The sequence below is a fragment of the Arthrobacter sp. CJL-S3 genome (genome assembly GCF_056711635.1).
The window spans coordinates 2,126,768-2,142,538 of sequence record NZ_CM160046.1; the positions used below are offsets into that span (position 1 = coordinate 2,126,768).

14 protein-coding genes are annotated in these 15,771 nt (G+C 68.2%); 7 read left to right on the forward strand and 7 right to left on the reverse strand.

What is annotated here, in order from left to right:
- Positions 1 to 10 precede the first annotated feature (10 nt).
- The 3 genes from AC06G6_RS09610 to tkt form a co-directional block, all read right to left on the reverse strand.
- Positions 11 to 1,645: a glucose-6-phosphate isomerase gene (locus tag AC06G6_RS09610; protein WP_479828456.1), complete on the reverse strand. Its 1,635-nt coding sequence runs from the start codon at positions 1,643 to 1,645 to the stop codon at positions 11 to 13.
- Between the two features lie 4 nt (positions 1,646 to 1,649).
- Positions 1,650 to 2,780, reverse strand: coding sequence for a transaldolase (gene tal, locus AC06G6_RS09615; protein WP_479828457.1), 1,131 nt, complete (start codon positions 2,778 to 2,780; stop codon positions 1,650 to 1,652).
- A gap of 69 nt (positions 2,781 to 2,849) precedes the next feature.
- Positions 2,850 to 4,967: a transketolase gene (gene tkt / locus AC06G6_RS09620; RefSeq protein ID WP_479828615.1), complete on the reverse strand. Its 2,118-nt coding sequence runs from the start codon at positions 4,965 to 4,967 to the stop codon at positions 2,850 to 2,852.
- Positions 4,968 to 5,485: 518 nt separating this feature from the next.
- On the opposite strand from tkt, the gene AC06G6_RS09625 reads away from it, so the two are divergent.
- Positions 5,486 to 6,445 carry a heme o synthase gene (locus tag AC06G6_RS09625; RefSeq protein WP_479828458.1) on the forward strand — a complete coding sequence of 320 codons (960 nt, stop codon included), beginning with the start codon at positions 5,486 to 5,488 and terminating at the stop codon, positions 6,443 to 6,445.
- Between the two features lie 70 nt (positions 6,446 to 6,515).
- Here AC06G6_RS09625 and AC06G6_RS09630 read toward each other — a convergent pair whose 3' ends face one another.
- From AC06G6_RS09630 to AC06G6_RS09640, 3 genes are read right to left on the reverse strand one after another with little or no spacing between them, the layout of a single operon-like run.
- A complete protein-coding gene (locus AC06G6_RS09630; RefSeq protein ID WP_479828459.1) occupies positions 6,516 to 7,460 on the reverse strand; it encodes a COX15/CtaA family protein in 945 nt (314 codons plus the stop codon).
- A 7-nt stretch (positions 7,461 to 7,467) separates the two neighbouring features.
- Entirely contained in the window at positions 7,468 to 8,292 is an 825-nt protein-coding gene (locus tag AC06G6_RS09635; RefSeq protein ID WP_479828460.1) for an ABC transporter permease, read from the reverse strand.
- Positions 8,289 to 9,257 carry an ABC transporter ATP-binding protein gene (locus tag AC06G6_RS09640; RefSeq protein WP_479828461.1) on the reverse strand — a complete coding sequence of 323 codons (969 nt, stop codon included), beginning with the start codon at positions 9,255 to 9,257 and terminating at the stop codon, positions 8,289 to 8,291. The genes AC06G6_RS09635 and AC06G6_RS09640 overlap by 4 nt, the downstream gene beginning before the upstream one ends.
- Positions 9,258 to 9,417: 160 nt before the next feature.
- Between AC06G6_RS09640 and AC06G6_RS09645 the strand changes: the two genes are divergently transcribed.
- The 6 genes from AC06G6_RS09645 to AC06G6_RS09670 all read left to right on the forward strand — a co-directional run bounded on the left by AC06G6_RS09645 (position 9,418) and on the right by AC06G6_RS09670 (position 14,690).
- Positions 9,418 to 10,317, forward strand: coding sequence for a helix-turn-helix transcriptional regulator (locus AC06G6_RS09645; RefSeq protein ID WP_479828462.1), 900 nt, complete (start codon positions 9,418 to 9,420; stop codon positions 10,315 to 10,317).
- Positions 10,317 to 11,780 carry a Fe-S cluster assembly protein SufB gene (gene sufB / locus AC06G6_RS09650; protein ID WP_282379218.1) on the forward strand — a complete coding sequence of 488 codons (1,464 nt, stop codon included), beginning with the start codon at positions 10,317 to 10,319 and terminating at the stop codon, positions 11,778 to 11,780. Before AC06G6_RS09645 ends, sufB begins: the two co-directional genes overlap by 1 nt.
- The gene (gene sufD / locus AC06G6_RS09655) at positions 11,780 to 13,066 is read left to right on the forward strand and encodes a Fe-S cluster assembly protein SufD (protein WP_479828463.1); all 1,287 of its coding nucleotides are present in this window, start codon (positions 11,780 to 11,782) and stop codon (positions 13,064 to 13,066) included. The genes sufB and sufD overlap by 1 nt, the downstream gene beginning before the upstream one ends.
- Before the next feature lie 32 nt (positions 13,067 to 13,098).
- Positions 13,099 to 13,458: a non-heme iron oxygenase ferredoxin subunit gene (locus AC06G6_RS09660; protein ID WP_479828464.1), complete on the forward strand. Its 360-nt coding sequence runs from the start codon at positions 13,099 to 13,101 to the stop codon at positions 13,456 to 13,458.
- An 89-nt stretch (positions 13,459 to 13,547) separates the two neighbouring features.
- Positions 13,548 to 14,345 (forward strand): Fe-S cluster assembly ATPase SufC, encoded by a 798-nt coding sequence (gene sufC, locus AC06G6_RS09665; RefSeq protein ID WP_307463976.1) that lies wholly within the window; start codon positions 13,548 to 13,550, stop codon positions 14,343 to 14,345.
- Positions 14,346 to 14,357: 12 nt separating this feature from the next.
- Positions 14,358 to 14,690, forward strand: a complete 333-nt coding sequence (locus tag AC06G6_RS09670) for a metal-sulfur cluster assembly factor (protein WP_056434018.1) — start codon at positions 14,358 to 14,360, stop codon at positions 14,688 to 14,690.
- A 188-nt stretch (positions 14,691 to 14,878) separates the two neighbouring features.
- On the opposite strand, the gene ypfJ is transcribed toward AC06G6_RS09670, so the two are convergent.
- Positions 14,879 to 15,766 (reverse strand): KPN_02809 family neutral zinc metallopeptidase, encoded by an 888-nt coding sequence (gene ypfJ / locus AC06G6_RS09675; RefSeq protein ID WP_479828465.1) that lies wholly within the window; start codon positions 15,764 to 15,766, stop codon positions 14,879 to 14,881.
- Positions 15,767 to 15,771: the final 5 nt, after the last annotated feature.

Below are 15,771 nucleotides of genomic sequence, written 5' to 3' on the forward strand. Positions count from 1 at the left end.
CGTGGGTGCCTTAGCTTTCGGAGGAGGGGACTGCCTGGCCGGCCAGCGTGGAGACGATCTCCTGCAGCTGGCGGACGCCGGCGGCGCGGTCCGTGAGGTGCAGGCGGAGCACCGGGCGGCCGTGTTCGGACAGCACCTGCGCATCGCCGGCGGCCTGCGCGGAGATCAGCTCGCCGAAAGTGAAGGGACGGTCCGGGATGGCCAGGTCGGTGGCGGACGCGGCCGTCACCTGCAGGAAAACGCCGATCGCGGGTCCGCCCTTGTGGAACTGCCCGGTGGAGTGCAGGAACCGCGGACCCCAGCCGAAGGTCACGGGACGGCCGCTGAGCGCTGCCAGCTGGTCCCGGACCCCCTCGAGGGGCGCGTAGGCGAGCCGGTCGAAGTAGGCCTGGACACTCAGGTAGCTGTCCGGGCCCAGCTCGCCGAGCAGCGCGCTGACAGCCCCGGCCGCGGTGCTTGCGCCGCCGAGCCAGTCCCCGCCGCGGACCTCGATGGCGCCGTCAGTGAAGGCCGCCGGCGTCGGTTCCGGCTGGGCGTCCAGCAGGCCGCGGGCGGCCACCTTGGCGGCCTCGACGTCGGGCTGGTCATAGGGGTTGATCCCGAGGAGCCGCCCGGCGACCGCGGTGGCGAACTCCCACGTCATCATCTGGGTCGGCAGGCCGCCGGCGATCGCGACCTCGTTTTCGCCGAGTTCGACGTCGGCGTCCGCCGCGACAAGGCGGACCACCAGGACGTCGGGGGCGCCGAGGGTGGCCTCCGGAGAGGACGGCCCGGCGACGACCGGCAGCACGCCGGTGCCGAGCTTGCCGGTGGACTCGGCGATGAGCTGTTCGGCCCAGTCCGCGAAGCCCTTGATCCCGGAGCCGTCCTCGGCGATGACGATCTTGTCGCGCAGCGGGCTGGTGCCGCCCAGCGCCGCGCCGAGGGCGAGGCCGATGTTTTCGTCGCCGTCCTCGTTGAGGACCTCGGCGGCTTCCTCCGCCTCGTCCAGGAAGGCCTGGATGTCCACGCCGGCCAGTCCGCACGGCACCATCCCGAACGCGGTGAGCGCCGAGTAGCGTCCGCCGACGGTGGGGTCAGCGTTGAAGACGGCGCGGTAGCCGGCCTCCCGGGAGGCCTTGTCCAGCGGCGACCCCGGGTCGGTGACGATGATGATGCGGCTCTTCGCGTCGAGCCCGGCCTCGGTGAAGGCGTGCTCGAAGACCCGGCGCTGCGAATCCGTCTCCAGGGTGGAGCCGGACTTGGAGGACACCACAATCGCGGTTTCGGCCAGCCGGTCCGCGAGTGCGGCGGCGACCTGTTCCGGATCGGTGCTGTCCAGCACGGTCAGCTCGACGCCGGCGGTCCCCGCGATGACCTCGGGGGCCAGCGAGGATCCGCCCATGCCGCACAGGACAATCCGGCTGACGCCGTCGGCGCGCAGGGCGTCACGGAGGGCCAGGATGTCCGCGACCAGACCCTGGGAGACGGTGGCCGCCTCGACCCAGCCGAGCCGGACGGAGGCCTCGGCCTCCGCGTCGGGACCCCACAGGGTGGGGTCCTTGGCGAAGATCCGGGTGGCGACCTTGTCTTCCAGCAGGGCGGGCAGGTGCTGTTCGTGGGCGAGGCGGGCGGCGCCGGTGGCGTCGTAGCTGAGAGTGGTCATGGGACTATGCGTCCTTCCGTGCAGCGGCGAGGGCTGCCTCGACGTCGGCCAGCAGTTCCTTCCAGCTTGCCACGAACTTGTCGAGGCCTTCGGACTCGAGCACCGCGACGACCTCGTTGTAGGAGATGCCGAGCGCATCGAGGGCGTTCAGGGTGGCGTTGGCGTCGTCGTAGCCGCGGCTGATCGTGTTGCCCGTGACGGTGCCGTGGTCGAAGGTCGCGTCGAGGGTCTTTTCCGGCATGGTGTTCACGACGCCGGGGGCGACCAGTTCCGTGACGTACAGGGTGTCCGGGTAGGCCGGGTCCTTGACGCCGGTGGAGGCCCACAGCGGACGCTGCGGGAGGGCCCCGGCGTCGGCCAGGAGGGCCCAGCGTTCGGTGGAGAACAGCTCCTCGTAGACCTGGTAGGCGAGGCGGGCGTTCGCGAGGCCGGCTTTGCCCTTGAGGGCGCGGGCCTCGTCGGTGCCGATGGCGTCGAGGCGCTTGTCGATTTCGGCGTCGACGCGGGAGACGAAGAAGGACGCGACCGAGTGGATCTTGGAGAGGTCGTGGCCGTTGTCCTTGGCCTGCTCCAGGCCGGACTGGAACGCGTTGATGACGGCGCGATAGCGCTCCAGCGAGAAGATCAGCGTGACGTTGACGCTGATGCCGGCGGCGAGGGTGGCGGTGATGGCTTCCAGGCCCTCGAGGGTGGCCGGGATCTTGATCAGGACGTTCTCTTTGTTGACCTGTGCGTGGAGTTCCTTGGCCTCGGTGATGGTGCCGGCGGTGTCCCAGGCCAGGCGCGGGTCAACCTCGATCGAGACGCGGCCGTCGACGCCCTTGGTGGCTGCGGCCACCGGGGCGAAGAGGTCGCAGGCGTCGGCGACGTCGGACGTGGTGATCGCGAAGACGGTCTCCTCGACGCTGGCGCCGGAGGCGGCCTTGGCGGCGATGATGTCGTCGTAGTCGTGGCCGGTGGTGATGGCCGCGTGGAAGATCGACGGGTTCGTGGTGACGCCGACGACGTTCTTCTCTTCAATCAGCTTGCGCAGCGTGCCGGTGGAGAGGCGGCCGCGGGACAGGTCATCGAGCCAGATGGAGACGCCGGCGTCGGAGAGCTGCTGCGTGGGGGTCGTGCTGGGGGCGGTGCTCATGTGTAACTCCTGAAGTCTGGGGCCGCCGCCGTCAGTTGGAGCGGCGGCCCGGAAAGCGTGAAGTTGGGGTCAGGCCGGAAGGCCCGCGAGGGATTCCCTGGCTGCGGCGGCAACGGCCTCCGCGGTGATGCCGAATTCCTGGAACAGGCGCTTGTAGTCCGCCGAGGCGCCGAAGTGCTCAAGGCTGATGGAACGGCCGGCGTCGCCGACGAATTCCTTCCAGCCCAGGGCGAGCCCGGCCTCGACGGATACCCGTGCCTTGACTGCCGCCGGGAGCACCGCTTCGCGGTAGGCGGCGTCCTGCTTGTTGAACCACTCCACGCAGGGCATCGACACCACGCGGGTGGGGATGCCTTCGGCCTGGAGCGCTTCGCGGGCGTGCACGGCCAGCTGGACTTCCGAGCCGGTGCCGATCAGGATGACCTGCGGCGTGGCGGTCCGGCCGTTGGCCGAGGCTTCCGCCAGGACGTAGCCGCCCTTGGCGACCCCGGCGGTGGAACCGAAGGTGTCGCCTTCGGCGTCGGAGGTTCCGCGCGCATAGGTGGGAATGTTCTGGCGGGTCAGCACGATGCCGGCAGGGTTCTCGTGGTTCTCGAGCATGACCTTCCAGGCCGCTGCGACCTCGTTCGCATCGCCCGGGCGGACGACGTCCAGGCCCGGAATGGCCCGGAGGGTGGCGAGCTGTTCCACCGGCTGGTGGGTCGGTCCGTCTTCGCCGAGGCCGATCGAGTCGTGCGTCCAGACGTACAGCGACGGGACCCCCATGAGGGCACCGAGGCGGATGGCCGGGCGCTGGTAGTCGCTGAAGATCAGGAAGGTGCCCGAGAACGCGCGGGTGCGGCCGTGCAGGGCGATGCCGTTGACAATCGACGCGGCGGCGTGCTCGCGGATGCCGAAGTGCAGCACCCGTCCGTAGGGGTTGCCCTTCCAGGCGGCCGTGGAGCGGGAGGCCGGGATGAACGACGGCGAGCCCTCGATCGTGGTGTTGTTCGATTCGGCGAGGTCGGCGGAGCCGCCCCACAGCTCCGGCATGACCGGGCCGATCGCGTTCAGGACCTTGCCGGACGCGGCACGGGTGGAGACGTCCTTGCCGGCCTCGAAAACCGGGAGCGCGGCGTCGAGCTCGGCCGGGAGCTTCTTGGCTTCGACGCGTTCGAGCAGCGCGGCGGCCTCGGCGTTGGACGACTGCCAGGCATCGAAGGCTGCCTGCCATTCGGTGCGGGCGGCCGCGCCGCGGTCCACGGCTTCACGGGCGTGGGCCAGGACGTCGTCGTCGACCTGGAAGGTGCGCTCTGGGTCGAAGCCGAGGACCTTCTTCAGCGCGGCGACTTCCTCGGCACCGAGGGCGGAGCCGTGGATCTTCCCGGTGTTCTGCTTCTTGGGCGCCGGGTAGCCGATGATGGTGCGCAGCGAGATGATGGACGGCTTGCCCGTCTCGGCCTTCGCGGCCAGGAGCGCGGCGTGCAGTTCCTGCACGTCCTCCTTGTATTCCCCGGTCCGGGTCCAGTCCACGCGCTGGGTGTGCCAGCCGTAGGCCTCGTAGCGGGCCAGGACATCCTCGGTGAAGGCGATGTCGGTGTCGTCCTCGATCGAGATGTGGTTCTCGTCGTAAATCACCACGAGGTTCCCGAGTTCCTGGTGTCCGGCGAGCGAGGAGGCCTCGGAGGTCACGCCTTCCTGGAGGTCGCCGTCGGAGGCGATGACCCAGACGGTGTGGTCGAACGGGCTGGTGCCTTCGGGGGCGTCGGCGTCGAACAGCCCGCGCATGCGGCGCTGGGAGTAGGCGAAGCCGACGGCGGAGGCGAGGCCCTGGCCGAGCGGGCCGGTGGTGATCTCGACGCCGGCGGTGTGCTTGTATTCCGGGTGGCCGGGGGTCAGAGAACCCCAGGTGCGCAGCGCCTCAAGGTCCTTCAGTTCCAGGCCGTAGCCGGAAAGGAACAGCTGGATGTACAGCGTGAGGGAGGTGTGGCCGGGGGAGAGGACAAAACGGTCCCGTCCCAGCCAGTCGGGGTTCTTCGGGTCGTGCCGCATCAACTTCTGGAAGAGAAGGTAGGCGGCCGGAGCCAGGCTCATGGCGGTGCCGGGGTGGCCGTTGCCGACCTTCTCCACCGCGTCGGCGGCGAGGACACGGATGGTGTCCACGGCGCGCTGGTCCAGACTGGTCCAAGACAGTTCTTGCTCTTCCAAATGTGGCACGAAAACCGGGCCCCTCTCTGTGCTGATGGCGGGTGGTATGGTCAGTCCCGTCCGGGGCACAGTTCGGTGCCCGCTGCGGTACGTACCAGCCGTTCACCATCGAAACGTTGATCTATCATTCAGCGGCATTCGCCAGTGCACACCTGCAGGAATCTGCAGGAAGGTACATCCAGCACTAGCTCAGGCCTTTTGGCCGTTCCTGTGCGCGCTGATCTGCAGACAGCTTAGCCCTATTCCACCGGGCGGGTGCTGTATATCTCACCAATTGGACCGGATTTCGGCTTATATGAATCACCGGCGTCCGCGGCGGCTGTGAGCCCGCGTTAATCTGTTCGAATCACGGGTATCCGCCGGGAGTGTTCCCGGGACCGGTCGGGCTGTGCCTGCACGGTATGATGGTTCGTGGCTACCAACGGGGGCGGGGACACGCCTGCGCGCTGCGCGCGGACCCCTCCGATATGCACCCCGCGTTGCGGAACCAGCCGGACTGAACAGCCAGACAGAACAGAGTGACTGCCACCGTGAGCACAACAGATACGCCGCTGAACGCCTCTCCCATCCGCGGAAGAATCGGCTTCGCCCGCAAGGCCAAGGCCTATCTGGCGCTCACGAAACCCCGCGTCATCGAGCTCCTGCTGGTCAGCACCCTGCCGACCATGATCTACGCCGAGCGCGGCTTCCCGTCGATCGGCCTGATCGTGGCAACCCTGGTGGGCGGTGCCTTTGCCGCCGGCAGCGCGGGCGCCTTCAACTGCTACATCGACCGCGACATCGACAAGCTCATGCACCGCACCGAGAACCGGCCGCTCGTCACCGGCGAGGTCACGCCCCGCGAGGCGATGGTGTTCTCCTGGCTCCTCGGCGCGGCCGCGATCGCGATCCTCTGGTTCGGCGCCAACCCGCTCGCCGCCTGGCTCGGGCTGGGGGCGATCGTCTTCTACGTGGTCATCTACACGATGATCCTCAAGCGCCGCACGGCCCAGAACATCGTCTGGGGCGGGGCGGCCGGCTGCTTCCCGGTGCTGATCGCCTGGGCCGCAGTGACCAACACGGTCGAGTGGCCCGCCGTGGTGCTCTTTATGGTCATCTTCCTGTGGACGCCGCCGCACTACTGGCCGCTGTCCATGCGCTACGGCGAGGACTACCGCAACGCCAACGTGCCGATGCTCGGTGCGATCGCCGGGGCCAAGGTCGTCTCCGTCCAGGTGGTCCTGTACGCGTGGGCCATGGTCGCGTGCTCGCTGCTGCTCGTCCCGGCCGGCGGCGCCGGCTGGGTCTACACCGTCACCGCGGTCCTCGCCGGTGCCTGGTTCCTCTACGAATCGCACGCCCTGTACAACCGGGCGCAGGCCGGCGACGTGTCCAACAAGGGCGCCATGAAGGTCTTCCACGGCTCGATCAGCTACCTGACCCTGCTCTTCATCGCCCTCGCCGTCGACCCGTTCATCGGTTCCCCCATCATGGGCTAGGTACTCTTTCGCAGACAAGACAGAAGCACCCCGGCCCAAGCGGACCGGGGTGCTTCTGTCTTGTCTGCGGTTACTTGACCGGGCTGCTGCGGGCCAGGTCGGCGGCGTTCGTGGCCGCGCTCATCAGCAGGGCGGCGGCGAGCATGTGCGCCGCGACCAGGAGCGCCGGGATGCCGTTGTAGTACTGGGTGAAGCCGATGGCCGCCTGCAGCACGGTGACGCCCAGGAGCATCACAACGGCGGTGCGGAACGGGCCGGGGATCCGGTCGCGGAGGACGAGATAGAGCGCGAACAGCGCCCCGGCGGTCACCAGGTAGGCCGGCGCCGCGTGGATGTGCGAGAACAGGTCCCAGTCCAGGTTGTTGCGCGGCGCATCGGCGTCGCCCGCGTGCGGTCCCGCACCGGTGACCACGACGCCCAGGCAGACGGCCAGGGCGGCGAACAGCGCGACGGCGGTCATCAGTGGGCGCGCGACACCCGGCAGGGCCGGCAGCTCAGCGGCCCGGAAGCGGCCCGTCCGCCCGTAGGCTCGGTTGACCAACAGGGTGGCCACCACCACGAGAGCCATGGAGACCAGGAAGTGCAGGCCCACGACCCAGGGGTTCAGCTGGGTCAGCACCGTGATGCCGCCGATGACGGCCTGCGCCGGGATGCTGGCGAGCAGGCCCAAGGCCAGCAGGAAGAGGTCGCGGCGTTCCCTGCGGAGGTTCCAGAGATACACGAGCATGGCGACGGCGACGGCGGCCAGTGCGAACGTCAGGAGGCGGTTGCCGAACTCGATGATGCCGTGGATGCCCATTTCCGGGGTGTTCACGAGCGAGGAGTCCGTGCAGCGCGGCCAGGTGGGGCAGCCCAGGCCGGACGAGGTGAGACGCACCGCGCCGCCGGTCACGATCAGGACGGTCTGGCCGATCAGGGACAGCACCGCCAGCCGCTGCACCGTCTTGTTGACGGTGACGGGCAGCCAGGCTATGTTCCGGGACGCGGTCCGGGGAGTGCGGGAGTCCGTGCTCACAGTTTTCTCAATTCCATTTGAACCAACGGGTGGCTGCGCCGCCGGCGATCGCCGTCCAGAGCAGCAGGACAAGTACCGGGACCGGGCTGACGGTCCCCGACAGGAAGGCTTCCCTCATGGCCTGTCCCAGGGCGCCGGAGGGGAGGAACTGCACGATCGACTCCAGCAGGGCGGGCAGCCGCTCGGCCGGGATCACGATCCCGCCGAGGGCACCGAGCAGGATCCACAGCAGGTTGGTGATCGCCAGGGTCGCCTCCGGCCGGACGGTCCCGGCAACAAGCAGGCCCAGGGCGGTGAAGGCCGCCGCGCCGAGCACCAGCAGCGCCAGCCCCGGGACCCAGCCCAGCGGATCCGGCTGCCAGCCCAGCACCAGGGCCACGGCCGTGACCACCAGCACCTGCAGCGCCAGGACCGCGAGGACCGCGAGGACCTTCCCGGCGATCAGCCCGGTGCGCCCCAGGGGGGTGGTGGAGAGGAACCGCAGGACCCCGTAGCGGCGGTCAAAACCCGTGGAGATGCCCTGGCCGGTGAACGCTGTGGACATGGCACACAGCGCGAGGATCCCCGGCACGGCAACATTTATCCGGCTCGCGCCGAAGCCGTCCAGCAGGGGCGTGACCGTCAGTCCCACCATGGCCAGCAGCGGCAGCACGACCGCCAGGATCAGCTGTTCGCCGTTCCGGAGCATGGTGATCGTCTCGTACTTGCCCTGCAGCACGATGCGCCGCAGCAGCGGGGCCGGGGCACTGCCAAGGGAACGGTCCGGCACGGCGCTGCCGGGCCGTGCGCTGCCGGGCGGTGCGCTGCCCAGGGCGGCACTGTCGCGGGTCATCGGATCTCCCTTCCGGAGATGTCGAGAAAGACGTCCTCAAGGCTGCGGGCTTCAAGGCTCAGCGAGCGGGGCATGATGCCCCGCGCGGCCCACCACGCGGTGATCGCCGCGAGGTCCGCGGCGGTCAGCGCGCCGGTGGCGGCGTAGCTGCCGGCCCGCGCTTCGGTGACGTTGACGCCGTCGGGCAGCACTCCGGTGAAATCCAGTCCGGGGTCGGTCTCGAAGAGCAGGGTGCGGATGTGCTGCTCCCCGGCCTCTGGCGGGAGGGGGTGCTGCAGGAGCTGCGCGACGGTCCCCTCCGCGACATTGCGGCCGGCGTCGATGATGTAGACGTAGTCGGCGAGGCGCTGGGCGTCGTCCATGAGGTGGGTGGTCAGGACGATGCCCATCCCGCGGTTCCGGAGTTCGGAGATGAGCTCGAACACAAGCTGGCGCGACTGCGGGTCCAGGCCGGCGCTCGGCTCGTCCAGGAAGAGCACCTCGGGGTTGCCCACCAGCGCGGCCGCGAGCGCGAGCCGCTGCTTCTGCCCGCCGGAGAGGCGCCGCACGGACGTCCGGCTGAACGTGTCGATCCCCAGCCGCTCGATGAGCTCCCCGACCGGCCACGGGTCCTGGTACATCCCGGCAATATGCTTAAGCAGGGGAACGGGACGGGCCGACGGCGGCAGCCCGCCGTCCTGCAGCATCACCCCGACGCGGGCCCGCAGCCCGGCCCCCGCGGTGTCCGGGTCCTCACCGAGGAGGCTGATGCTGCCGTGCGTGCGTTTCTGCAGGCCCTGCGCGCACTCGATGGTGGTGGTCTTGCCCGCGCCGTTGGCCCCCAGCAGGGCCGTAACCTGTCCGCGTTCGGCGACGAGGGAAAGGCCGCTGACCACGCGCAGCATTTTGCCGTCGAGGGTGGGCAGCGGCCCTACATCCTTGACTAGCCCGCTGATGGACAGGACGGGGGATTCGGGGGATCGCACCACAGCATTCTACGGGATGTAGTACGTCCGGGTCGGGCCGGCGGCCGGACCGGACCGGGGAACGGCACGCGGCGGCGGTTCAAGGCCGCCGCTCCCGCCGGGGGCCGAGGATAGCCATGCCTTACTGGCCGGGGGGACTAAATTACGACATGATTGTGTTGTGTATTCCATGAGCCCCTCAACTTCTGTTGCGCCCGCCGGGCGCGGCCGCCTGCGCGCCGCCTCGGGCGCATCGGCGCCAGCGGGATCAGCGCCAGCGGGATCAGCGGCAGCGGGATCCGCGGCAGCCCAGGCGGCCACCGCCTTCCCGGCGGTCGACGCCGAAGAGCGCACCCGGGACCGCGTGCTGAACGCAGTACTGGAACACGGCCCCATCAGCGCCGCCGAACTCGGCGACCTGCTCGGGTTCACCCCCGCCGCGGTCCGGCGGCACCTGGACCACCTCTCACGCAGCGGCGTGATTGAGGTCAAGCGCGCAGCCCGTGCCGGCGCCGGGGCAGGGCGCCCCGCCCGACGTTATGTTCTCAGTTCCCAGGGCCAGTCCACGCTCGGCAACGACTACCTGGACATCGCCACCCTGGCCCTGCAGCGCCTCGGCGAAATGGCCGGGCCCGACGCCGTGCGGCAGTTCGCCGTCGAACGCTTCGGCGAGATGGAACGCCGCTACGCGCCGGAAATCGACGCCGCCGGCCCGGACATCACCGCCCGCGCCCAGGCGCTGTCCGAGGCGCTGAGCCGCGACGGGTTCGTGGCCTCCACTAACTCGATCGAAGCCAAGGCCCCCCTCCCGGCGGCGCTCTCCAGCGTCCAGCTCTGCCAGGGGCACTGCCCCATCCAGCAACTGGCCGCGCAGTTCCCCGTGTTCTGCGACGTCGAGACCGACGTGTTCTCCCGGCTGGTCGGCGTCGATGTCCGCCGGCTCTCCACGCTGGCGCGCGGCGGGCACGTCTGCACCACCCACATACCTACAGGCCGTCCGGCGGCCAGGGGGCCTCACAGCCCCGCAACCACCCCGGGCAGCCTGGACGAAGTATCCAACCATCTGCAAGAAAGGCCGTGATGACGGACCAACTATCAGAGAAGAAGGTTGCTGAATCCACTGTGATTTCGGAGATTCTGGAAAAGAATCCCGAGCTCCACGGAATCGGAACCTATGAGTACGGCTGGTCCGACAAGAACGACGTCGGAGCCAACGCCCGCCGCGGCATCAACGAGGACGTCGTCCGCGATATTTCGGCCAAGAAGAGTGAGCCGAAGTGGATGCTGGACCTGCGCCTCAAGGGTCTGAAGTACTTCGACCGCAAGCCCATGCCGACCTGGGGCGCAGACCTCTCCGGCATCGACTTCGACAACATCAAGTACTTCGTGCGGTCCACGGAAAAGCAGGCCAACACCTGGGAAGACCTCCCCGAGGACATCCGGAACACCTATGAGAAGCTGGGCATCCCGGAAGCCGAGCGCAGCCGCCTCGTCTCCGGTGTCGCCGCCCAGTACGAGTCCGAGGTCGTCTACCACCAGATCCGCGAGGACCTGGAACAGCAGGGCGTCATCTTCCTGGACACGGACACCGCGCTGCGTGAGCACCCGGAGATCTTCCAGGAGTACTTCGGCACCATCATCCCGGTGGGCGACAACAAGTTCGCCTCGCTGAACACGGCTGTCTGGTCCGGCGGTTCCTTCGTGTACGTCCCCAAGGGCGTCCACGTGGACATCCCCCTGCAGGCCTACTTCCGCATCAACACGGAAAACATGGGCCAGTTCGAGCGCACGCTGATCATCGCGGACGAGGACTCCTACGTCCACTACATCGAGGGCTGCACCGCGCCGATCTACACCTCGGATTCGCTGCACTCCGCCGTGGTGGAGATCATCGTGAAGAAGGGCGCCCGCGTCCGCTACACGACCATCCAGAACTGGTCCACCAACGTGTACAACCTGGTCACCAAGCGCGCCATCTGCGAAGAGGGCGCCACGATGGAGTGGATCGATGGCAACATCGGCTCCAAGGTCACCATGAAGTACCCGGCCGTCTACCTCGTCGGCGAGGGCGCCAAGGGCGAGACCCTGTCGATCGCGTTCGCGGGCGAAGGCCAGCACCAGGACACCGGCTCGAAGATGGTCCACATCGCGCCGAACACCAAGAGCTCGATCGTCTCCAAGTCCGTGGCCCGCGGCGGCGGCCGCGCCGCCTACCGCGGCCTGGTCCAGGTCCGCGAAGGCGCCAAGCACTCGGCCAACACGGTCCGCTGTGACGCGCTCCTGGTGGACACCATCAGCCGTTCGGACACGTACCCGTACATCGACATCCGCGAGGATGACGTCACGATGGGGCACGAGGCCACGGTCTCGCGCGTCAGCGAAGAGCAGCTGTTCTACCTGATGTCCCGCGGCATGCGCGAAGACGAGGCCATGGCGATGATCGTCCGCGGCTTCATCGAGCCGATTGCCCGTGAACTGCCGATGGAATACGCCCTCGAGCTGAACCGCCTGATTGAACTGCAGATGGAAGGATCGGTCGGTTAATGACTGACATCACTACTGAAAAGGCCCGCATCGGCGCGCCCTCAGCCAAGCCGTTCATCAACGGCTTCACGGAGGAAGGCGAAAGCCTCTCACCGCTGAACGCCAAGGAGTCCAAGTCCCCGCTCGCCGGCGAGGCCGTCAAGCGGCACTCGCACGGCGGCGGCGTCGGCATTCCGGACAGCTCACGCGCCGGACGCCTGACCTCCTACAAGCTGGCGGACTTCAAGCCGCTGACCGGCATGGAGGAGGACTGGCGCTTCACCCCGCTCAAACGCCTCCGCGGCCTGCACACCGAGGTCCTCAACGGCACCGCACCGTCCGTGAGCGTCACCGCCCCGGACAGCGTCACCGTGGAGACCGTCGGCCGTGACGACCGCCGGATCGGCTCCGCAGCGATCCCCGAGGACCGCGTCTCCGCGAACGCCTGGGAGAACTTCACCGAGGCCACCGTCATCACGGTCCCGGCCGAGGCCCAGGTCGACGGCGAGGTCAGCGTCCTGCTGACCGGCCAGGGCACCGAGGCCTCCGCCCAGCACGTGGTGATCGTCGCGGAGAAGTTCTCCAAGTCCGTCGTGGTCCTAGACCACCAGGGCACCGCGGTCGTGGCGGAGAACGTCGAAATCCTCGTGGAGGACGGCGCGCAGCTCACCGTCATCTCGCTCCAGGAATGGAACGACGACGCCGTGCACGCCTCCTCCCAGCAGGTCAAGCTCGGCCGCGACGCCAAGTTCAAGCACATCGTCGTCAGCCTCGGCGGCGACCTCGTGCGCGTCACCCCGTCGGCGCGCTTCACCGCCCCGGGCGCCGAGGTGGAACTGTTCGGCCTGTACTTCGCCGACGCCGGCCAGCACCTGGAGCAGCGCCTCTTCGTGGACCACGCCGTCGCGAACTGCAAGTCCAACGTCCTGTACAAGGGCGCCCTGCAGGGCCGGAACGCGCACACCGTCTGGGTGGGTGACGTCCTGATCCGTAAGGAAGCAGAAGGCACCGACACCTACGAGGCCAACCGCAACCTGGTCCTCACCGACGGCGCCCGCGCCGACTCGGTGCCGAACCTGGAAATCGAGACCGGCCTGATCGCCGGCGCCGGCCACGCCAGCGCCACCGGACGGTTCGATGACCAGCACCTGTTCTACCTGATGGCCCGCGGCATTCCGGAAAAGGTGGCCCGCCGCCTGGTGGTCCGCGGCTTCCTGAACGAGATCATCCAGCAGATCAAGGTTCCGGCCATCGAGGAGCGCCTCACGGCCGCCGTCGAGCGCGAGCTCGCGGCAACGGACAACTAGTTCGCAGCACTAGAGAACACGGAAACTTTTCAATGACTGAACAGCCAAGAGGCGAGCTCGTCTGCAACGCCAGTGAGATCGAACTCAAGCAGGCGCTGCGGATCCTGGTCGACGACTACCCTGTCGCGATCGTGAAGGACTCGATGGGCGAGATCCACGCCATCGGCGACACCTGCTCGCATGCGGACATCTCCCTCTCCGAAGGTGAGGTGGAAGGCTGCATGATCGAGTGCTGGGGCCACGGCTCCCAGTTCGATCTGCGCAGCGGCGAGCCGCTCCAGCTGCCGGCCTATGATCCTGTCCCTGTGTTCGCCGTGACCGTCCTGGATGACGAGGTCTACGTGGACTTCACCAACGTCCTGAACGGTGCCGCGGCCCCGAACTTCAGCTAGCTGCCCGCAGCCGGCAACCCGCACAACAGAACTTATCGACAAGAAACCGCACGGTGCCGGAGGGCACGGTGCAGAGGAGAACAAGGCACATGTCTACTCTTGAGATCAAGGACCTGCACGTCAGCATTGACACCGAGCAGGGCACGAAGGAAATCCTGAAGGGCGTCAGCCTGACCATCCGGACCGGCGAAACCCACGCCATCATGGGCCCGAACGGTTCCGGCAAGTCCACCCTGGCGTCCACCATCGCCGGGCACCCGCGCTACAACGTCACCACCGGCACCATCACGCTGGACGGCGAAGATGTCCTCGCGATGAGCGTGGACGAGCGCGCCCGCGCCGGCCTGTTCCTGGCCATGCAGTACCCCGTCGAGGTTCCCGGCGTCAGCATGACGAACTTCCTGCGGACCGCCAAGACCGCCATCGACGGCGAAGCGCCCAAGCTGCGGACCTGGACCAAGGATGTCAAGGCCGCCATGGCGCAGCTGCGCATCGACGCCGACTTCACCCAGCGCAACGTCAACGAGGGCTTCTCCGGCGGCGAGAAGAAGCGCGTCGAGATCCTTCAGCTGGAGCTGTTCAAGCCCAAGTTCGCCATCCTGGACGAGACCGACTCCGGCCTGGACGTCGACGCGCTCAAGGTCGTCTCCGAGGGCGTCAACCGCGCGCACTCCGAGGGCAAGATGGGCACGCTGCTCATCACGCACTACACCCGGATCCTGCGCTACATCAAGCCGGACTTCGTGCACGTGTTCGTTGACGGCCAGGTAGTGGAAGAGGGCGGCCCGGAGCTCGCCGACCGCCTCGAAGAAGAAGGCTACGACCGCTACGCCACCGGCGCCGGAGCAGCCACCATCGCTGCGGCTTCCGCTGCAGCACAGGCCTAGATAGGACTGGCAATGACCGAACTCAATGTGGCCCGCACGGGCCTCGAGGATGTCGAAGAAGCACTCAAGGATGTCATCGACCCCGAACTGGGTGTGAACATCGTGGATCTGGGCCTGCTGTACGGCCTGAAGTACTCGGACGACGACGGCGCCCTGCTGATCGACATGACGCTCACCACGGCCGCCTGCCCGCTCACCGATGTGATCGAGGAGCAGGTCGGCAAGGCCCTGGACGGGGTCGTCGACGAATGGCGCCTCAACTGGGTATGGATGCCGCCGTGGGGTCCGGAGCGGATCACCGAAGACGGCCGCGACCAGATGCGCGCGCTGGGCTTCAACATCTAGATCCCCACCGCCTCCCTTGCCTCGCTTCGCTCGGCCAGGGAACCCTCGGCGGCGGAGGCCCCTGACGTGAAACGACGGCGGCCGGTCAACTTCCATGGAAGGTGACCGGCCGCCGTCGTCGTTCATCGAGTGCTCCGCAACCGCCCTTTGGACAGCCCATAACGGCAGTTACGGAGCAGCGGACGGGGTTACGGGGTGGCGACGCCGAACGTGTCGCACTGGTTGATGTCGCCGGTCTTGTACCCCTGGTAGAACCACTTCTGGCGCTGCGCGCTGGAACCGTGGGTCCATGCCTCCGGGGACACCCGGCCGGTCGCAGCCTCCTGGATCCGGTCATCACCGACGGCCGAGGCCGCCGACAGGGCATCCTGCAGATCCTGTTCCGTCAGCGGATCCAGGAACGGCAGCCCGGTCTGGGGGTCCTCCTGGGTCGTGGCGTAGCGGACCCACAGGCCGGCATAGCAGTCAGCCTGCAGCTCCACGCGGACGGCACCGGATTCCGGTCCCTGCGGGTCCTGCTGGGCCCGGTCCAGGTTGCCGAGCACGTTCTGGACGTGGTGGCCGAATTCGTGCGCCACCACATACTCCTGCGCCAGCGGCCCGCCGGAGGAACCGAAGCGGTCCACGAGGTCCTGGAAGAAGCCCGGGTCGAAGTACGCGGTGGAATCGGCCGGGCAGTAGAACGGCCCCACCTCCGAGGTCGCGGCGCCGCAGCCTGTATTAGTGCCGCCTTCGAAGATCACCGTGCCGGGCTGCGGGTATTCCCGGTCGTACTGGGCCAGGTAGGCGGGCCAAAAGGCGTTCAGGCTGTTGACCGTGCCGGTGATGCGGCAGTCGAGCCGGGCGTCGGCGTCGGCGCCGGTGGTGCAGGCCGGGGCGGTGCCCTGGCTCTGCGTCCCGGGATCCTGCGTGCTGCCGGCCAGGCCTTCCAGCAGGCCCGGATTGATGCCGAGCAGCGAGGCAATCAGCAGGATGATGCCGCCGCCGAGGCCGATCCCGACTTTTCCGCCGCGGCCCATGCCGCGCCGGTCCTGGACCTGCGAGGGGTCCAGTTGAACGTTGTCATTGAAACTCATGCTGT

Bases quoted from the DNA above. Each gene is read 5' to 3' on its own strand.
- AC06G6_RS09610 (WP_479828456.1), bottom strand. From the start codon at position 1,645: ATGACCACTCTCAGCTACGACGCCACCGGCGCCGCCCGCCTCGCCCAC.
- tal (WP_479828457.1), bottom strand. From the start codon at position 2,780: ATGAGCACCGCCCCCAGCACGACCCCCACGCAGCAGCTCTCCGACGCC.
- AC06G6_RS09635 (WP_479828460.1), bottom strand. From the start codon at position 8,292: ATGACCCGCGACAGTGCCGCCCTGGGCAGCGCACCGCCCGGCAGCGCA.
- sufB (WP_282379218.1), top strand. From the start codon at position 10,317: ATGACGGACCAACTATCAGAGAAGAAGGTTGCTGAATCCACTGTGATT.
- sufD (WP_479828463.1), top strand. From the start codon at position 11,780: ATGACTGACATCACTACTGAAAAGGCCCGCATCGGCGCGCCCTCAGCC.
- AC06G6_RS09660 (WP_479828464.1), top strand. From the start codon at position 13,099: ATGACTGAACAGCCAAGAGGCGAGCTCGTCTGCAACGCCAGTGAGATC.
- sufC (WP_307463976.1), top strand. From the start codon at position 13,548: ATGTCTACTCTTGAGATCAAGGACCTGCACGTCAGCATTGACACCGAG.
- AC06G6_RS09670 (WP_056434018.1), top strand. From the start codon at position 14,358: ATGACCGAACTCAATGTGGCCCGCACGGGCCTCGAGGATGTCGAAGAA.
- ypfJ (WP_479828465.1), bottom strand. From the start codon at position 15,766: ATGAGTTTCAATGACAACGTTCAACTGGACCCCTCGCAGGTCCAGGAC.